This is a genomic window from Micromonospora sonneratiae (genome assembly GCF_042679305.1).
GTDB lineage: Bacteria > Actinomycetota > Actinomycetes > Mycobacteriales > Micromonosporaceae > Micromonospora_H > Micromonospora_H sonneratiae.
This window is the reverse complement of the sequence record NZ_JBHTMP010000021.1, coordinates 93,688-111,245: the sequence shown is the minus strand read 5'-3', so window position 1 is coordinate 111,245 and position 17,558 is coordinate 93,688. Positions and strand designations below refer to the sequence as shown.

Sequence of the window (17,558 nt, the reverse complement as noted above, 5' to 3'; positions counted from 1 at the left end):
ACGCCCGAAGCTCGGCCCGCTCATCCGACGACATCTCCACCGACACAGCCAACCACAACACATCTCAAGTAAAGACATCGGGATCACGAGACACTAGATGGCGCTGTCGACCCCTGCGGAAAAGGAGAGGGCGCCGCAGCACAGCGGTGCCCTCCCCGGGCGGCCACCGACGGGACCACGGGTGCTGGGTGCCGTCATGCTGGCGGCCGGACTCTTTCTGACCTGGTACGCGTACGACTCGGCCGACGGCAACCTGGCCCTCGACGGCCCATGGCTGGCGCCGCTCGTGGTGACCAGCGGTTGGCTGGCGCTGGCCCTCTGGTATCTGGTCCGGCAGTTCGTCGCCCCCGATCGGCCCATCCAGCCGAGCGGTGCCGGTCCCACGGACGCGGACACGGACGGGACCGCGGCCGACGACGACCCGGGAACCGGGGACGGAACCGCGGCGGACGACGACCCGGGAACCGGGGACGGAACCGCGGCGGACGACGACCCGGGAGCCGGGGACGACGTGCCGACCCGGCCGGCGCCGGCCGAGGTCCAGTGGCTGCCACCCGTCCTGCTGGCCGCAGCGCTGTGCGGCTACGTGTTCGCCCTCGAAGCGCTCGGGTTCGTACTGGCGACGGTGGTGTTCTTCGTACTGACGGCTCGGATCCTCGGCAGCCGGCAGTTGGTCCGTGACCTCGTCGTCGCCGTACCGCTGGCCCTGGCCGTGTACCTCTCCTTCACCCAGTTGCTGGCCATCGGACTGCCCAGTGGGGTGTTGCCGATATGACCGACCTGTTGGCGGGCTTCGGGACCGTCCTCAGTCCGCAGTACCTGCTCTACGCGGCGATCGGCGTCACGCTGGGCACGTTCGTCGGGGTGTTGCCCGGCATCGGACCAGCCCTGACCATCGCCCTGCTGTTGCCGGTCACCTTCAGCCTGGACGACCCGATCGGCACCTTCATCATGTTCGCCGGCATCTACTACGGCGCGATGTACGGCGGGTCGACCACATCCATCCTGCTCAACACGCCCGGTGAGTCCGCGTCGGTGGCCACCGCCATCGAGGGCTACCAGATGGCCCGAAGTGGCCGGGCCAGAGCCGCCCTGGCCACCGCCGCGATCGGCTCGTTCGTCGCCGGCACCATCTCCACACTGCTGTTGACCCTGTTCGCGAAGCCGTTCGCCGCCCTGGCGGTCAACTTCCGGGCTGCGGACTACTTCGCCCTGGCGGTACTGGCCATGATCGCGGTCACCGCGCTGGTCGGCCGGTCGCTCGTACGGGGACTGATGTCGTTGAGCCTCGGTCTGTTCCTCGGCCTGGTCGGCCTGGACGGGCTGACCGGTCAGGCCCGGTTCACCTTCGGCACCCTGCAACTACTCGAAGGCGTCGACGTCGTCGTGATCATCGTCGGTCTGTTCGCGATCGGCGAGACCCTCTACGTCGCCAGCCGCCTCCGGCAGCTCCCCGAGCACGTGACGCCGCTGGAGCCGGTCGGTGGAGCCCGCTGGATGAGCCGGCAGGACTGGGCCCGCTCCTGGCGACCGTGGCTGCGTGGCACCGCCGTCGGATTCCCGTTCGGTGCGCTGCCGTCCGGCGGAGCCGACGTGCCGACCTTCCTGTCGTACACCTACGAGAAGCGTCGCTCCAAGCACAGGGAGCAGTTCGGCAAGGGGGCGATCGAAGGGGTGGCCGGCCCGGAGGCGGCCAACAACGCGGCCTTCTCCGGGGTGCTCGTACCGCTGCTGACCCTGGGCATCCCGACCTCGGCCACCGCCGCCGTGATGCTGGCCGCGTTCCAGATCTTCAACCTGCAACCCGGTCCGCAACTGTTCGAGAAGTCGCCCGAACTCGTGTGGGCGCTGATCGCCTCCCTCTACGTCGGCAACGTACTGCTGCTGGCCCTGAACCTGCCACTGATCCGGGTGTGGGTGAAGGTGCTACAGATCCCCAGACCCGTGCTGTACGCGGGCATCCTGGTCTTCGCCACCCTCGGCGTGTACGTCGCGTCGAACAGCGTCGTCCAGGTGCTGATCGCGTACGGGATCGGGGTGGTCGGGTACTTCATGCGCCACTTCGACTTCCCGATCGCACCGGTGATCCTGGGGGCCATCCTCGGGCCGATGATGGAGCTGCAGTTCCGCCGTACGCTGCTGCTGGCCAACGGGGACTTCACCGTCTTCGTGAGCCGACCGTTGACCGCCACGCTGCTCGGACTGGTGGTGCTGGCGGTGCTGCTGCCGTACCTGCCCCGGATGATCGCACGGCTGCGCGGCCGGACCGCCGAGCGGCTGGCGTTCGGCGAGGACGACTGAGCACCAGTCGATGATCAGGTACGGGACCTGAGCTGTCGGAGGGTGTAGCCGTGGCCGGCCGGGTCGAGGGACTTCGTGGCCTGCTTGAAGAGGTATTCGGCCCGCTCGTAGGACAGGCGGCGACGACCTGTTTCCGGACACAGGTCAGCCGCCGCCGGTGTCCGGGCCGGTCCGGTGCGCCGGTCGGCGAGGAACAGTGGGCCCCGGGTCCGGCCAGCCACCAGGTGCGGAAGCAGCCGGGCGGTCCCGTGACGCCAGTTCACCCAGGTGCCGGCCACCCAGGCCCGACGGTCGTCCAGGTCGAGGTGCTCGACGTTCAGTGCCAGGACGGCCGTCACCGGGGCCGCCGACTCGTGCAGGATCCGCCACAGGGTCAGTTCCCGCATCGGCAGGTCGGCACGGCTCCAGAGCGCAGCCAGCTGCCCCGGGTCGATCGTCGCCGTCCGAGAACGCGTCTCGGGCCGTCGGTCGAGACCGGCCGCGAGATCCTCCAGGGCCGCCCAGGCGCCGAACGTCCGGACGGCTGACCGGTGCCGGTTCCAGGTACTGGCCGCCGCCCCGCCCCAGGCCGTCGTGAACACCCGCACCACGTGATCGGCGGTCAGGGAGACCAGCGGCAGTTGCTCGCCCAGGGCCAGGCACAGGCGTCGGAGGGTCTGTCCGTACGAGCGGATCGTCGCGGCGTCTAGGTCGTCGCGGCTGAGGAAGTCCTGGCTGGCCTGCCCGAGTGTGGTACCCGATGCACCGGTGGCACCGATCTCGTCCGCGCGACGGCGCAGGAAGGCACGCTCGGCCGCGTTCCCGGTCAGCGATGCGGCCCGTTCGAACTCCACCCGCGCCTCGTCGTACCGACCCAACCGGGCCAGAAGATCCCCCCGGACGCCGGGCAGCAGGTGGTAGTTCTGCATCGTGGGATCGATGGTCAACGAGTCGACCAGGGCCAGACCCGCCTGCGGCCCGTGCGCCATGCCCACCGCCACCGCCCGGTTGAGCTGGACGACCGGGGTTGGTAGCAGGTGGGCCAGCGCGTCGTACAGGGCGGCGATCTGTGCCCAGTCGGTCTCCTCGGCGGTTCGTGCCTGGGCGTGACACACGGCGATCGCCGCCTGTAGGACGTACGGGCCCGGCGGACCGCCGACCTCCCGGGCCCGCAGCATCGCGGTGAAGCCACGCCGGATGAGCAGTTGATCCCAGCGTCCCCGGTTCTGCTGGTGCAACGGAACAGGCTCACCCGACGGTCCGGTCCGGGCGGCCGAGCGGGACGCCTGGATCTCCATCAGCGCGACCAGCCCGTGCACCTCGGCACCGTACGGGGCCAACTCGGCCAGCAACCGGCCCAGCCGCAGCGCCTCAAGGCAGAGCCCCGGCCGGATCAGGTCGTCCCCGGACGTCGCCGAGTAACCCTCGTTGAAGATCAGATAGATGACCCCGAGCACCGAGGACAGGCGCTCGGGCAACGCCGGTCCCGCCGGCAGCTCGAACGGTACCCGCTCCCGTGCCAACGTCCGCTTGGCCTCGGCGATGCGCTGGACGATCAACGGTTCGTTGACGAGGAACGCCCGCGCGATCTCCGCAGCCGTCAGGCCGCCGACCAGCCGGAGCGTCAACGCGACCCGGGCCTCGGTCGGCAGCAGCGGGTGGCAGGAGATGAACATCAACCGTAGGACGTCGTCCTGCTCGGGGGGCGGTGCCTGGTCCAGCGCGTGGGCGAGCTGTTCGTGCGTACGCTCCACGCGCTGGACCCGTCGGAGGTGGTCGATGGCACGCCGCTTGGCGATGGCCATCAACCAGGCGCCGGGGTTGTCCGGGACACCAGAGTCGGGCCACTGTTCGAGGGCGGCGACCAGTGCGTCCTGGGCCAACTCCTCGGCGAGGCCGACGTCGTGCACCATCCGGGTGAGGCCGGCGATGATCCTGGCCGACTCAAGTCGCCAGACCGCGTCGACGGTGCCATGGGCGTCCATCACAGCAACGATGACAGCATCCCCGACCTGCTCACCGGTTGGGGCGCGGTTCAGGGGCCGAAGACCTGCTGGATCACGCTCTCACCGTCGCCGACGATCCTGCGGAACCGGCGGGTCAGTTCGATTGCCTCCTCCCTGGACCGGACCTCGACCAGCGCGAAGCCGACCACGGCCTCCTTGGCCTCGGCGAACGGCCCGTCCGTCACCGTGATCTCGTCGCCGGAGGACGTGATCCGGACACCGCCCGGCTCAAGGCCCCCGGTGGCCAGCAGGATGCCCGCCGCCGTCAGCTCCTCGATGAACTTGCCCATCGCGACGTGCAGGTTCTCGTCCGGCGCGGCGGTGTCCGAGGGCTTGGACATCATCAGGTAGCGCATGTTCTTCCCCTTTTCCTTGGTCGTTGCGTCTCTACGTCGCGCGAGCCTATGTGACAGGGAACGGCCGGCATTCCCTGTCACATGGCCGGGATCGACGTGTGGGTGGGAAGCGAAGAAGAACCCGGAAGGACGTCAACCATGACCACTGCCCAGATGCCGGTCGCCACCGCTGCCGCCACCTCCGTCTCCACCCGGTCCCTGCTCACCTGTGCGGCCGTCGCGGGGCCCCTGTGGGTGACCGTCTCCCTGGCCCAGGCCGCCATCCGCGACGGCTTCGACCTGACCCGCCATCCGCTGAGCATGCTGAGCAACGGCTCCCTCGGCTGGCTACAGATCACCAACTTCGTGCTTGCCGGCATCCTGACCGTCCTCGGGGCGGCCGGTCTGCGCCGAGCCCTGCACGACACCCCGGGCGGCAGGTGGGCACCACGGCTGGTCCTGGTCAGCGGCGTCGGCATGGTCGCCGCAGGAGTCTTCGTCATGGATCCGGCCGACGGCTTCCCGGTCGGCACCCCGTACGGGATGCCCGAGGCGCTGACCTGGCACAGCTACGGCCACATGGCTGCCGGGTCGATTGCCTTCACCGCCCTGATCGCCGCCTGCTACGTGCTGGGCCACCACTTCGGCCGCGCCGGGGAGCGCGGAGCTGCCGTGTCTTCCCGGATCGCCGGCACCGCCCTGCTGCTCGGCAACGGCTGGGCGATGAGCGGCGGCAGGGCCGGCTCCCTGACCCTGGCCGTCGGTGCCATCGCCGCGATGCTCTGGATCTCCACGGTCGCCGCCCGCTACCGCCGTAGCCACTGAACCCGGTTCGTAGCGAACCCGCACCCGGCCGACCTGAGGCCCGGAAGCTGGACCAGCCCGCGGGCGACCGACCAGACAGGTCGGCCGCCGAGGCATCCCTCGCGCGGCCCCTTCCCCGGCCCCTTGCCCGGCCCCTCAGCCGGTCACCAGCAGGTCAGGCTCCGCCGGCCCACCGGTAACGACGTTCCGGTCGGCCGGCGGAGCCGTACCGCAGGCTGACCTTCGCCCGGCCGGCTCCGACGAAATGTTCCAGGTAACGGCGGGTGCTCACCCGCGACAGGCCGACCAGATCGGCACACTCGCTGGCGGACAGATCCTCACCGGCCTCGCGCAGGGCACCGGCGACCAACTCCGCCGTCGGTGGGGTCAACCCCTTCGGCAGGTCTACCGGGGTCGGGCGGATGCCCAGGAGCAGTCGGTCGACATCGTCCTGGGCGACCTCGCCGGAGCCGGACAGTTGACGGTGGGTCACCGCGTAGCGTTCCAACCGGTCGCGCAGCGTGTCGAAGGTGAACGGCTTGATCAGGTAGTGCACGATGCCGCCGCGCAGAGCGGTACGGATCGTGTCGACGTCCCGGGCGGCGGTGGCCACCAGCACGTCCACCCCGACGTCGCCCTCACGCAGCCGCCGTAGCACCTCCAGACCGGAAACGTCCGGCAGGTAGATGTCGAGCAGCATCAGGTCGGGACGGGTGCGTTCCACCTCGGCCAACGCCGTGGCGCCGGAATGGGCCACCCCGGTCACGGTGAATCCCGGCACCCGCTCGACGAAACCACTGTGCACCTTGGCGACCATGAAGTCGTCGTCGACCACCAGCACCCGGATCATGCAGCCGCTCCGATCACCAGGGGGAGCCGGGCGTGGAACGTGGACCCGGTCACCTCGATACCGCCGCCCCGGTTGAGGCAGATCAGCCGGGTCAGGGCCAGGCCGAGGCCCTGGTGTCCCCCGGCCCGGTCCTTGGTGCTGTAGCCCTGCCGGAACACCTCCTCGGCCAGTTCGGGGGGCACACCCGGCCCCGAGTCGACGACCGTGACGTGCACCGTGCTGTCGACCGTACGCACGGTCACCTCCGTTCTCCCACCTGAACCGATCGCGTCGAGGGCGTTGTCCACCAGGTTGCCGACCACGGTGACGAGGTCGCCGGAGAGCCGATCGTCGACCGGAGGAAGGTCCGAATCCGGCGAGATCAGCAGCTGCACACCCTGCTCGGCCGCGAGACTGGCCTTGGCGATCAGCAGCGCGGCCAGCGCCGGATCGCGGATCAGGCTGGTCACGTCCCGGTTGAGCGCCTCATGGACCTGGCGGTTCCTGGTGATGTATCTGACCACCTCGTCGTGCTCGCCCAACTCCACCAGACCGGCGATGGTGTGCAACCGGTTGGAGAACTCGTGCGCCTGGGCCCGCAGCGTGTCGGTGGTGTGCCGGCTGACGTCCAGCTCGCGGCGGAGCGCGGTCAACTCGGTCCGGTCGCGCAGGGTGGTCACCGAGCCGACCCGGCGGCCCCGGACCACCACCGGCCGCCGGTTGAGCACCAGCACCCGGTCGTCGCTGAGGACGATCCGGTCCACGCCGGTCACCCGGCCGGTCAGTACGTCGAGCAGGCCCGGGTCCAGCGGCTGGGTGTGCAGGGACCGGCCGACGGGCGAGTCCGCAAGCCCGAGCAACCGGACTGCCTCGTCGTTGACCAGGGTGACCCGGTCGGCGGCGTCCGTACCCATCACGCCCTCCTTGATGCCGTACAGCATCGCCTCCCGGTGCTCGACGAGACTGGCGATCTCGCCCGGCTCCAGGCCCAGCGTCTGTCGCTTCACCCGGCGAGCCAACAGCAGCGAGCCAGCCACGCCGAGCATGCCGCCGAGCAGCAGATAGGTCAGCAGGTTGGTGATGGCGGCGGCGAACTGCTCCGGCAACGTCGGATAGGTACGGCCGACCACGATGAGGCCGATGAAGCGGCCATCCCGTTCGTCCAGTACCGGCACGTGTGCGACCAGCGCCTTGGCGCCGTCGTCCACGACACCGATCCACGAGCGTCCGGAGAGTCCGTCGCTGTCGCCGAGCACGGCCGGAGCACCCACGTCCGGCCCGGTCACCAGCTTCCCCGTGGCATCGACGATCAGCACGTACGAGGCACCGGAGACCGCCCGGGCGCTCTCCGCGACCGCAGCCAGTGCCTCGCGGCCGACCGGATCACCGAGCCCCAGCCGGACAGTACGGTTGATCGCCGCGTTCTCGCCGACGGACCGTAGCCGCGCGCCCTCCTCACGACGGAACTCGGCGTCGGACTCCGCGATCGACACCGCCGCGACGGCACTCACCACGAGCAGCACGATGCCGAGCTGGAACAGCAGAAACTGACCAGCCAGGGACAACCGCTGCACCGCGCCCTCCCTCCTCGATGGCGGGGCCCTTCCTGACAGGCACAGCAAAGAGCGTCGGGGCAGGTCGGCGCAACCCGTGATTTACCCCGTGACAACCGCGCGTTCTACCAGCAGGATCGGCAGCTATCCACCTTTTAGGAGCTGCGATGCGTCTGCTGATCCGTTCGGTGGCGGCTGGCCTCGTGGTCCTGCTGAGTGTCGGAGCCTGTGGCAGTCCGACCACGGACGCCCCGCCCGAACTGCGGATCATGGTGCCCAACGCGCCGGGCAGCGGCTACGACATCACGGCCCGGACCTGCGCGAAGGTGCTGGCGGAGGCCGGCATCACCCGAGAGGTCGAGGTGTTCAACCTGCCCGGTGGCGGGGGCGTCGTCGGACTGCGGCGACTGGGCTACGAGCGGGGCAACGGCCAGCTCATGATGCTGATGGGGCTGGGGGTGGTCGGCAGCCAGTACGCCGGGGAAGCACCGGTCACCCTCCAGGACACCACCCCGATCGCCCGGCTGATCGAGGAGTCGGCGATCGTCGTGGTCACCCGCGATTCGCCGTACCGTGACCTCGCTGAACTCGTCACGGCCTGGCGGGCCCGCCCGGCGGCCGTTCCGGTCGGTGGCGGGTCCACCGCCGGCGGACCGGACCACCTCGCGCCGATGCTGCTGGCGGAGGCCGTCGGCATCCGGCCGAGCCAGGTCGCCTACCGCCGGTACGACGGTGGCGGTGACCTGCTGGCGGCGATCCTGGACAAGCAGGTCGCGTTCGGGGTCTCCGGCCTGAGCGAGTACGCCGACCAGATCGCATCGGGTCAGTTACGGGTCCTCGCCGTCACCAGCGAGCGGCGGATTCCCGGTATCCACGCGCCCACGTTGCGGGAGAATGGCGTGGACGTGGTGTTCGCCAACTGGCGTGGCATCGTCGCCCCGCCGGGCCTCACCGAACGTGATGTCACGGCACTGCGTGCGCTGGTGGTACGGCTGCGCGACAGCGCCCAGTGGAAGGCGGCGTTGGCCAGGTACGGCTGGACGGACGCCTACCTCGACGGCGACGAGTTCGGTGCGTTCCTGCAGGCGGAGAACGACCGCCTGGCCAGGGTGCTCAGCGATCTTGGCCTGGCTGCGGGTCAGGTTACCGCCCGGCGGACCGGGTGAGCGCAGACCCGGGGACCTGGCGAAGACGGCGCTGAGCGGCAACCGGGACAGAGCGGCACCGGGGCGGAGCAGCACCGGGGCAGAGCTGCGGGCCGGGGCGCCGGGTCTCCGTAAGCCGGTTGAAGATCCGCCACAACCGGTGTTGGGATGGTGGCATGAAGATCCGCAAGGTAGCCGGGGACGAGCGGCTCACTACGACATTGCCGCTGCTGGCGTACGCATTCGAACAGTCACCGAGCGGCGCCGATCGGGAAGAGGAATACCGCCGGTACCTTCCGTACATCGACGGCAGTGTCTCACTGGTCGTCGAGGACGCCGACACCGCCGTGGCCACGGCGTCTGCCATCCCGATGCGGCAGAACCTGCGCGGCGTGGTGCATCAGATGGCCGGTGTCGCCGGTGTCGCCACCCACCCGTTGGCCCGCCGACAGGGCCACATCCGGGCGCTGTTGCCACAGTTGCTCGGCGAGATGCGCGACACCGGGCACCCGATCAGCGCCCTGTATCCGTTCCGGGCCTCGTTCTATGAGCGCTTCGGCTACGTCGGGTTGCCAGCGACACGGCGGGTCACCCTCACGCCGGCCGATCTCGCGCCGCTGCTCCGGACCCAACTTCCCGGCGACGTCGGTCTGCGGCGGTTCAAGGACGGATACGACAGCTACCGGGACTTCACCCATCGGATGCTGGCCGAGCGGCACGGATTCGCCGTCTTCCCGGACTTCCGTGCCGTACGACAGCGCGACATGGACCGGGAGTGGCTGGCCGTCGCCGAGGTCGACGGGGAAGTGGTCGGTGCGGTGGCCTTCCGCATCGAGGAGCACGGCGGCAAGCTCGTGGCCGGCGATCTGCTGACCGCCAGCCCGCTCGGCCGGGCGCTGCTGCTGCGGTTCTTCGCGTACCACGTTGACCAGGTGACCGAGATCAGCCTGCTGGTGGCCGCCGACGAGACCCCCGAGTTGTGGCTGACCGACCTTTCCGTCCGGGCCGAGGCCAGGGTCAGGTACCCGGTCGACGTGGCACCCATGGCTCGGGTGCTGTCGCTGGACGCGTTGACCGGACTTGCGGTCGGCCCCGGCCGGGTGAACGTCGAGATCGTCGAGGATCCGTTCATCGCCGGCCACTATCTGCTCGACGGCGTGGACGGCAAGCTCGCAGTCGTACGTGGGCAGGAAACCTCGGTGCCGACGGCGACCCTGACCGCAGCCGGTGTCTCCGGTCTCGTCTACGGCGTCCTCGATCCGGCTGAACTGGCCGTCCGAGGCTTCGGTGTGGTGGACCGTGCCGCCGGGGCGCAGCTACGTGCTCTCTTTCCCCGGCAGCTGCCGTACCTGTTCGCCGACTTTTGAGCCCCGCAGGCGGGGGACCCGGTCGTGGCTCATGCCCCGACCGGGCGCAGCGTACCCACGGACGCTGACCTGCCCGCGCGGCCCCGAACCGCCGCTGCCCGTGCCGCGTCGAGCTGGTCGAAGATCGCCGCAGACTCGGCCCAGCAGTCGAGCGCGGTACGGTCCTCTCCGAGCGCCCGGTGGGCCCGGCCGAGAGTGTCCAGCGTCTCCGCCGTACCCCACCGGTCGCCGATGTCGCGACGTATCTCCAGCGCCCGCCGTAGCAGGGGTAGCGCCCGGTCGAGGTCACCGACCGCCAGGTGAGTGGCACCCAGACCGTCGTACGTGTGTCCTTCGCCGAAGCGGTGTCCGGTCTCCCGCCGTAGCGGTACGGCCTGCTGGAAGTAGTCGATCGCCTCCTCGAAACGCCCCCACTCGCGGCAGACGTCGCCGAGGTTGTTCAGGATGATTCCCTCGCCGTACCGGTAGCCGATCTCGCGGTACAGCTGTAGCCCTCGCCGGTAGGTCTCGACCGATTCGTCGTACCGCATGAGGTTCCGGTAGACGACACCGAGGAAGTTGAGGGTGCCCGCTTCACCGGAACGGTCGTCGGTCTGCCGCCAGAGTGTGAGTGCCTCCCGGCAGTGGTCCAGCGCCTCCTCGTATCGATCCAGGTGCCGATACGCGCCCCCGAGCCCGTGCAGGATGTGGGCCCGGGCCGCCGGATCGGCTGCCCGGGTAGCGGCGGCCAGCGCAACCTGGTGCGTGTCGATCCAGTCGTTCCAGTGTTTGCGCAGGTCGTAGAACTCCAACAGCACCCGGGGCAGTTGCCACGCGAGATCGGGCAGGTCGTTGCTGGCAGCAGCAGCCACAGCTGCGGTCAGGGCCGCCCGTTCGGCCTCGCACCAGGCGAGAGCCGCCTGATGGTCGTCGAACGCCAGTGGGTTGCGGGGCGTCGTCCCGTCGGCCAACGGGAGCGGCCGGATGCCGGGATACAGCAGCGCCCGTGCACTGTGGGCGCTGTGCAGGTACCAGCTGATCACCCGGTGCAGCGCTTCCCGGCGTACCTCCGGTGGGTCCTCACCCCGGCCGCGCTCACGTGCGTATGCCCGGACCAGGTCGTGCATCCGGTAGCGGCCGGGGCTGGCCTGCTGCACCAGACTGACGTCGAGTAGGCATTCCATCGTCCGGCTGGCAGTGGCCAGGTCCAGGTCGGCCAGGGCGGCCACCGACTCGACGGTGACATCCTCCCCTGGGTGTACCGCCAGCAGCCGGAAGACCCGCCGGGTCTGCTCCGTCAGGGGGTGGTACGACACGTTGAATGCGGCCTGCACCGACCGGTCGCCGGTCTCCAGTTCGGCCAGGCGGGCATGTTCGTCGCGGAGTGACCGGGCCAGTGACTCCAGCGACCAGGCCGGCCTTGCCTTGAGCCGACCACCCACCACGGTGATCGCAATGGCCAGGCCGCCCACCAACTCGCAGATCTCCGTTGCCACCGCAGGCTCGGCAAGGCGTCGCGGTTCGCCGACGATCCGAGTGAAGAGGGTGAGCGCGTCCCGAGGGGGGAACGTGTCCAGGACCAGGTGCTGTGCGTCGTCCAGACCGGTGAGCCGGCTGCGACTGGTCACCAGCACGAAGCAACCGGGCGAGCCGGGCAGCAACGGGCGAACCTGCCCCTCGTTCGCCACGTCGTCCAGCAGGATCAGCGCCCGGCGGCCAGCCAGCCGGTCGCGGTAGAGCGCCGCCCGGGCCTGCGGACTGGTCGGGATCTGATCGGTCGGGACCCCGAGCACTACCAGCAGGTCGGCCAGCACACTGGCCGGGTCCGCCGGCGGCTGGCAGCTGGGACCGAAGCCGAGCAGGTCCACCTGAAGCTGGATGTCCGGAAAGTACGGGGAGAGTTTGTGAGCGGCGTGCACGGCCAGAGCGGTCTTGCCAACGCCACCGAGACCACTGACGACGACGGTGGCCGGTGGGCTCTCCGGGGTGGGTAGGAGCGTGTACAGGTAGCCGAGTTCCGTGGCCCGACCGGTGAAGTCCGCCCGATCGGCGGTGAGCGTACGGGTGATCCGTAGTGGCGCGCTGTCGGGCCGCGGGGCCATCGCCTCGCGGGCCTGCCGTAGCCGCTGGCGCCAGAGGACGGTGTCGCCACCACACGCGGTCACGTACGCCTCGAGGACCTCGTCCGTGGGCAGCCGATATCCCGAGTCCGCCTGGGACAGCACGTTGTGCGCGTAGTGGACGCGTTCGCTCATCTGGCGGTACGTCGGGCTTCCAGCATCGGCACGGAGCCTTCGCAGGGACAACGCGAAGTCAGCCACCGGACTGGTGCCGACGTTGATCTGCTTCTTCGGCCGACCGGGTTTGCCGCGCGCGGCCATCGCCCTCCTCTGCCTGATGACGGTTGTCCATGCTTGCCGGGGTTGGTCGATTGGTCGTGCTCGTTCGCCGACGTGGAGACCAATGGTCGGCGGTCAGCATGTTATTGAAACTCAACCGGGCAAGTCCGTCTGCCCGGTTGGCCGTCACGATTCGGGTGATCCCCGGGAGAACGGCAAAACTTCCCGCCGTGCTGGTGCGGCTGAACTAGGCTCGGCGATCGATGTCGACCACTGTCCGAAGTGGTTGCACAGGTGATGGCCCGGTGGACTCGTTTGAAGGGATCCCGCATCGTGCAAGGGTGGTACGACGACGGTCATGGCCGCCGGCGGTGGCGCACTCCGGAAGGGCAGTGGACCCAGTACGTTCTTGACCCGGCCGGTGCGCCGACGATCGATCCAGGTCCCGTTCCGTCGGGGCCGCCGGTGGGGCCGCCGATCGGCGGGGCAGCCGAGCCGGTCGCCCCCGTTTCACCGGTCGGCCTACCCAGCCCGGTGCCTCCGGTCAGTGCATCGCCGCTACAGCCGGCCGGCGCAGCGCCGCCGGTCAGTGCGCCGCCACAACAGCCGGTCAGTGCGCCGCCACAACAGCCGGTCAGTGCCGTTCCCCAAGGCGTACCAGTGCAGGGCAGGACGCCCCAGACGTTCGCTGCACAGCCAGCGGCACCGCCCGGTGCGAGGCCTGGTGGACCGGGCCCGAACCCCGTCGGGCGATCACTGATGGACCGGCTGTTCAGCCACCGACCTGCCCGGTACGGGTCGGTCGCGAGTTGGCTGGTGGCCGGAACGTTCCGGGATTGGCGCGGAATCACCGCCGCCTTCATCGGCGGCTGGCTGAACCTGCCGTTCGCGGTCCTCATGGCGGTGTTCGGCGGGGTGAGCGGTGCCTTCTACGGCTTCGTAGGCACCATCATGCTGGCCCTAGATCCCAGCCTCAACCCGATGGCTGACCTTCCCGTGATCGGAACCGCCACCCAGAGCAGCCTGTTCCAGGCAGGTGGAGTCCTAGGTGCGTTGATCGGCGCGGTGGTCGGCACCATCTCAGGCTTCCTCTTCGGCCTGCTCGGCATCTGGGCGCTGCTCTACCAGCACGATCCGGCGGTCGCATTCGGTGCGTTCATCGGGCAGGTCATCACCGCGGCGATCCTTGCCGGCATCTACACCATCGTCCGTATCGCCGCGGAGCCCTGGTTCCTCAAGCTTGGCGGAGCGCGTCGGATGAGCCGCCGCGAAGCTGACCTTCTGATGCCGATCGTGCATGAGTGCGCGGAAAGGCTCCATCTGGGCAACGTGCCAATGGTGCTGATGGACGACTCGCGCGACGTCAACGCCTACGCGGTCACCCGACACATCGTGATCAATCAGGGTCTGCTGGACGAGTTCAACTACGAGCGGGAACCGATCGCCGGTGTCATCGCGCATGAGCTAGCCCACTGGGCCAACGGTGACAGTGTGAACAGCATCTTCGTACGTGGTGTCGCCCTGCCGCTCTACATCGGGTACACCATCGTCACGGCGATCATGCGGGTCGTCCGGAGCCCGCTCATCCAGGGCCTGCTCCTGCTCATCGCCTGGCCGATCACCGTGACCGTACAGCGGTTCGTGGTGCCGATGGAGGCGGCCGACTCCCGAGCAGCCGAGTACCAGGCTGACCAGGCTGCGGCCATGGCTGGGCACCGGGCCGGGATCAGGCAGGTGCTGGCCCGGCTACGCCGTACCGTCGACGGCAGCCGTAACGGTTGGGACCTTGCCATCTGCGCCTCGCACCCGCCGAACGAACTGCGGTTGGAGCGGCTCGAGGAGCCAGGACGGACGTACCCGCTGCCCGACCCGGACGCCCCGGCCATGCCCATCCCAGTAGCCGTGACCGGCACGTTGCAAAAGGACTAATTCAATGACGGCACCCTCACAGGTGTCCTCACCCGGGTTCAACCAGCGGTACAACGTCTTTCTCGGCCGGGACCCCAACGACCAGCAGCGGCGCTGCTGGAGCGCACCGGAGGACTCGGTCGGGATCGTCGGACCGCCCCGGTACGGCAAGACCTCCGGCCTGATCATCCCAACCGTCATGCAGTGGGCGGGACCCCTCGTCTGTACCTCGACCAGGGGCGACATCCTCGGTTTCACCGGTAACTGGCGTCGCGCGGTCGCCGCCCAACACGGTGGCCAGGTACATGTGTACGACCCGTTCGGCAGTGAGTACCCGGAACAGTCGCTGCGCTGGTCGCCGCTGGCGGACTGCGCCGACCCCAGTGTGTGCTACCGACGGGTCGCCGCGATGACGGCGGTCGCCGGGCAGGGGATGCAGGAAGGCGATCACTGGCGGGCCGGAGCAGCGGGCATTCTCCGGGCGTACTTCCATGCCGCCGCGCTCGAGCAACTTCCGCTGCGTACGGTGCGAAAGTGGCTGGCCACCCAGGACACCCGCGACGCCGCCGCGATCCTGCGACTGTCCAGCAGCGACGCGGCGATGTGGGCCGACGACCTGGAGGCGGTACGTCTGCTCGGCGACCGAGAGCGCGGCAGTTTCTACTCGGTGGCCCGTAACACCCTCGAGGCGACCGCCGAGCCGACCGTACTCCGCTCCTGTGAGGCGACCGACCTCGACCTGGATCAGTTCCTGTCCACCGCCTCGTCGTTGTTCATCATCGGTCCGTCCCATCACCAGCAGACCATTGCACCGCTGATGGCCGGCCTGGTGGACAGCATCGCCCAGCGAGCGTCCGAACTCGCCGCCAAACAGGGCGGCAGGCTTTCCATGCCATTGCTCCTCGCACTCGACGAGGTGGCCAACATCGCGCCGTTGCAGAGCCTCCCTTCGTTGGTCAGCGAGGGTGGTGGGCGCGGGATCATCACCATGTGGGCGGTGCAGAGCCTGGCCCAGCTGCGCAACCGGTACGGCGTGGAGCAGCAATCCGCAATCCTTGCCGCCACCACCGCCAAGCTCATCTTCGGCGGCATGTCCATCGGGCAGGACCTTGCTGACGTGTCATCCTGGGCGGGCGAGGAGAAGCAAACCTCGGTCACGTACCAGCCTGGTGCGACGGGCGGCGACGCTGGTGGCATGTTCGGTGGACCGGGCATGGGTGGCGGAATCAGCGGGCATGGTCAGGCGGGCCTGCGACACGCGGTGAGCAGCTTCTACTACCCGGCTCTGCCGGTGAACGCGATCCAGATGCTTCCGCCGTTGAATGCCTGGCTGTTCTATCGCAGTGACCGCCCGTTGCGTGTCCAGACCCAGCCAGCCGGCCAGGTGCCGGAATTCGCACGTCTGAAGGGATACACCCCGTGAGTTCTCTGCTGTTGCCCGTTGGATGCCCACTCGGAATGACCTTCCCGCCCGGGGGCGAAGCGCCGGTCGCCAATGTGCGGGTAGGCGACGAGTTTCACCAACTGAGCCCCGGGGAGTACCACATCTGGCTGCTGGCTACCGCACACCATTCGCGTGAGGCACTGCTCCAGGCCACCCGTCAGGCCGGATATGTCGATGGCGACCAAGTGCTGGAAGCGCTACTCGGACTGGGCATGATGATCGAGCTTGATCCCGAGGACGCGAAGCTCGATGCCCAACTCGCCCAGCTACGTCTGGTGTCGATTGCCATCGGGATCGGCAACTCCGCCGAACATCCAGAGGCGTTCGCCATCGGCGGCCCGGACCTGCAGCCGCGAGCGCTGGTCGGGCTCGACCTCTACACGGTGTGGGGGATGTCCTACCGGGCGAGCATCTGGGCCGTGTGTCAGCAGATCGGCGCGCTGGCAGAGGAAGAGCCCGCAGCGGTCGCTCGGCGGGTAGCGGCGGGCATACCCGTGCTGGTCAGCAACTCTTGCGCCTATCTGGATGTCGTGCCGTGAGCCTTACCGGGTTCCTCAGCCGTAACAAACGAAGTAAACAGGCGGGTGAATCGCAGCCAGCCTTACTCTCGTTCGAGGCCACCAGCGCGAATCAAGCTGGGGTGGGGCAACTCGCTGGCGCGTTCAGCCCGGCTTGGGGCGGCCGTACTCTCGCCCTGGCCGGGCCCGGGACCGGACAGATCAATCCGGAGCCAGGTGGAGACTGGGATCCCTTCAAAGGGCTGCGGAACTGGTACGACAAGACCCGTAACTGGGTACGTCAGCACGCGTATTCCACCACAACTGCGCCGCTGGCGTTTCAGGCGGTCGGGTTTGGGATTGGATTAGCTGGCCACGTTGGCTCGGCGGCACTTGTCTCGGACGGGATGCCTAACGTTGCTGGTGGCATGTTCTATGGCGAAGTGTCGACTGGGCTGAAAGCTCACGGTCTGGCATTCTCGAAGTGGCGTGCCGAAGGGGAAAAAGTCGATGAAGACCGGGGACTTCGCAGGTTCTATGGCCTTGGCGACGGCGGACTGAGCAAGGAAGAACGTGATTCTCTGATCGCTGTCGAATACGCCGAACTCTTTCCTGAGAAGACTGGCCTTCAAGTTGTCGGATCCATACCCGGGTTCAATCCTATGGAGAATGTGTGGGCGTCTCTAGTGGCGACAGGAGTGGCTTTATCTAATACTGCCCACTCTCAGGCGAAGAAAGAGGGCGAAGAAGGCAATAAACAAGATCCGGCGTCGATTTCCAGTTCGGTGAAGGAAGGTGATGGAGAGGTCGAGCGCTCCGGATCTGGCGAGTCGGCTCAAATTGCTGAACTGAAGGAGCAAATCGCAGAGCTGCAGAGGCTCAACGAGTCAAAAGATGCGCTGATCTCCGATCAGCAAAGAACAATCGATGCTTTAAAGGGGCATTTGCAGCAGGAGGGCGTTTCGGACTCGGGTGTCGAAAACAGTGAGGGTTTGGATCTTGATTCGGAGGTCAAGGCAGACGCGGATCAGGCGGCAGACCCAGAGGTGAAGGCGGACCCGGAGGTAGGGGA

The 17,558-nt window shown here is 68.5% G+C and carries 14 protein-coding genes; 9 read left to right on the top strand and 5 right to left on the bottom strand.

Translation table 11 applies throughout. From position 1 onward, the window contains the following. Window positions 1-97: 97 nt before the first annotated feature. On the top strand, window positions 98-775 hold the full coding sequence (locus ACFQ4H_RS15840; RefSeq protein WP_377571702.1) for a tripartite tricarboxylate transporter TctB family protein: 678 nt from the start codon (window positions 98-100) through the stop codon (window positions 773-775). After that, window positions 772-2,301: a tripartite tricarboxylate transporter permease gene (locus ACFQ4H_RS15835; RefSeq protein WP_377571700.1), complete on the top strand. Its 1,530-nt coding sequence runs from the start codon at window positions 772-774 to the stop codon at window positions 2,299-2,301. Before ACFQ4H_RS15840 ends, ACFQ4H_RS15835 begins: the two co-directional genes overlap by 4 nt. Before the next feature lie 14 nt (window positions 2,302-2,315). Here ACFQ4H_RS15835 and ACFQ4H_RS15830 read toward each other — a convergent pair whose 3' ends face one another. Next, complete coding sequence (locus ACFQ4H_RS15830) at window positions 2,316-4,265, bottom strand: DUF6596 domain-containing protein (RefSeq protein ID WP_377571698.1); 1,950 nt, start codon at window positions 4,263-4,265, stop codon at window positions 2,316-2,318. Between the two features lie 50 nt (window positions 4,266-4,315). Next, window positions 4,316-4,642 (bottom strand): YciI family protein, encoded by a 327-nt coding sequence (locus ACFQ4H_RS15825; RefSeq protein WP_377571697.1) that lies wholly within the window; start codon window positions 4,640-4,642, stop codon window positions 4,316-4,318. A gap of 138 nt (window positions 4,643-4,780) precedes the next feature. Between ACFQ4H_RS15825 and ACFQ4H_RS15820 the strand changes: the two genes are divergently transcribed. Continuing rightward, complete coding sequence (locus ACFQ4H_RS15820; protein WP_377571695.1) at window positions 4,781-5,446, top strand: DUF998 domain-containing protein; 666 nt, start codon at window positions 4,781-4,783, stop codon at window positions 5,444-5,446. 154 nt (window positions 5,447-5,600) lie between these two features. Here the strand turns inward: ACFQ4H_RS15820 and ACFQ4H_RS15815 are convergent, their stop codons facing one another. Both ACFQ4H_RS15815 and ACFQ4H_RS15810 read right to left on the bottom strand, forming a co-directional pair. Further along, on the bottom strand, window positions 5,601-6,275 hold the full coding sequence (locus tag ACFQ4H_RS15815) for a response regulator (protein WP_377571694.1): 675 nt from the start codon (window positions 6,273-6,275) through the stop codon (window positions 5,601-5,603). After that, on the bottom strand, window positions 6,272-7,828 hold the full coding sequence (locus ACFQ4H_RS15810) for a sensor histidine kinase (RefSeq protein ID WP_377571692.1): 1,557 nt from the start codon (window positions 7,826-7,828) through the stop codon (window positions 6,272-6,274). Before ACFQ4H_RS15810 ends, ACFQ4H_RS15815 begins: the two co-directional genes overlap by 4 nt. Before the next feature lie 146 nt (window positions 7,829-7,974). Between ACFQ4H_RS15810 and ACFQ4H_RS15805 the strand changes: the two genes are divergently transcribed. Together ACFQ4H_RS15805 and ACFQ4H_RS15800 are read left to right on the top strand one after the other, a co-directional pair. Then, window positions 7,975-8,973 carry a Bug family tripartite tricarboxylate transporter substrate binding protein gene (locus ACFQ4H_RS15805; protein ID WP_377571690.1) on the top strand — a complete coding sequence of 333 codons (999 nt, stop codon included), beginning with the start codon at window positions 7,975-7,977 and terminating at the stop codon, window positions 8,971-8,973. A gap of 155 nt (window positions 8,974-9,128) precedes the next feature. Beyond that, entirely contained in the window at window positions 9,129-10,319 is a 1,191-nt protein-coding gene (locus ACFQ4H_RS15800) for a GNAT family N-acetyltransferase (RefSeq protein ID WP_377571689.1), read from the top strand. A 29-nt stretch (window positions 10,320-10,348) separates the two neighbouring features. Here ACFQ4H_RS15800 and ACFQ4H_RS15795 read toward each other — a convergent pair whose 3' ends face one another. After that, window positions 10,349-12,679, bottom strand: a complete 2,331-nt coding sequence (locus ACFQ4H_RS15795) for an ATP-binding protein (protein WP_377571688.1) — start codon at window positions 12,677-12,679, stop codon at window positions 10,349-10,351. Window positions 12,680-13,396: 717 nt separating this feature from the next. On the opposite strand from ACFQ4H_RS15795, the gene ACFQ4H_RS15790 reads away from it, so the two are divergent. The 4 genes from ACFQ4H_RS15790 to ACFQ4H_RS15775 form a co-directional block, all read left to right on the top strand. After that, window positions 13,397-14,566, top strand: a complete 1,170-nt coding sequence (locus ACFQ4H_RS15790; RefSeq protein ID WP_377571686.1) for a M48 family metalloprotease — start codon at window positions 13,397-13,399, stop codon at window positions 14,564-14,566. A 4-nt stretch (window positions 14,567-14,570) separates the two neighbouring features. Next, complete coding sequence (locus tag ACFQ4H_RS15785; protein ID WP_377571684.1) at window positions 14,571-15,968, top strand: type IV secretory system conjugative DNA transfer family protein; 1,398 nt, start codon at window positions 14,571-14,573, stop codon at window positions 15,966-15,968. Further along, the gene (locus ACFQ4H_RS15780; RefSeq protein WP_377571682.1) at window positions 15,965-16,528 is read left to right on the top strand and encodes a hypothetical protein; all 564 of its coding nucleotides are present in this window, start codon (window positions 15,965-15,967) and stop codon (window positions 16,526-16,528) included. Before ACFQ4H_RS15785 ends, ACFQ4H_RS15780 begins: the two co-directional genes overlap by 4 nt. After that, window positions 16,525-17,558 (top strand): hypothetical protein (locus ACFQ4H_RS15775; protein ID WP_377571680.1); only part of this gene is annotated, 1,034 nt, incomplete at its 3' end. The genes ACFQ4H_RS15780 and ACFQ4H_RS15775, both read left to right, overlap by 4 nt.

Coding starts and splice junctions, on each gene's coding strand:
- ACFQ4H_RS15815 (WP_377571694.1), bottom strand. CDS start 6,275: ATGATCCGGGTGCTGGTGGTCGACGACGACTTCATGGTCGCCAAGGTG.
- ACFQ4H_RS15820 (WP_377571695.1), top strand. CDS start 4,781: ATGACCACTGCCCAGATGCCGGTCGCCACCGCTGCCGCCACCTCCGTC.
- ACFQ4H_RS15840 (WP_377571702.1), top strand. CDS start 98: ATGGCGCTGTCGACCCCTGCGGAAAAGGAGAGGGCGCCGCAGCACAGC.
- ACFQ4H_RS15835 (WP_377571700.1), top strand. CDS start 772: ATGACCGACCTGTTGGCGGGCTTCGGGACCGTCCTCAGTCCGCAGTAC.
- ACFQ4H_RS15830 (WP_377571698.1), bottom strand. CDS start 4,265: ATGGACGCCCATGGCACCGTCGACGCGGTCTGGCGACTTGAGTCGGCC.
- ACFQ4H_RS15825 (WP_377571697.1), bottom strand. CDS start 4,642: ATGCGCTACCTGATGATGTCCAAGCCCTCGGACACCGCCGCGCCGGAC.
- ACFQ4H_RS15785 (WP_377571684.1), top strand. CDS start 14,571: ATGACGGCACCCTCACAGGTGTCCTCACCCGGGTTCAACCAGCGGTAC.
- ACFQ4H_RS15790 (WP_377571686.1), top strand. CDS start 13,397: ATGGACCGGCTGTTCAGCCACCGACCTGCCCGGTACGGGTCGGTCGCG.
- ACFQ4H_RS15800 (WP_377571689.1), top strand. CDS start 9,129: ATGAAGATCCGCAAGGTAGCCGGGGACGAGCGGCTCACTACGACATTG.
- ACFQ4H_RS15805 (WP_377571690.1), top strand. CDS start 7,975: ATGCGTCTGCTGATCCGTTCGGTGGCGGCTGGCCTCGTGGTCCTGCTG.
- ACFQ4H_RS15795 (WP_377571688.1), bottom strand. CDS start 12,679: ATGGCCGCGCGCGGCAAACCCGGTCGGCCGAAGAAGCAGATCAACGTC.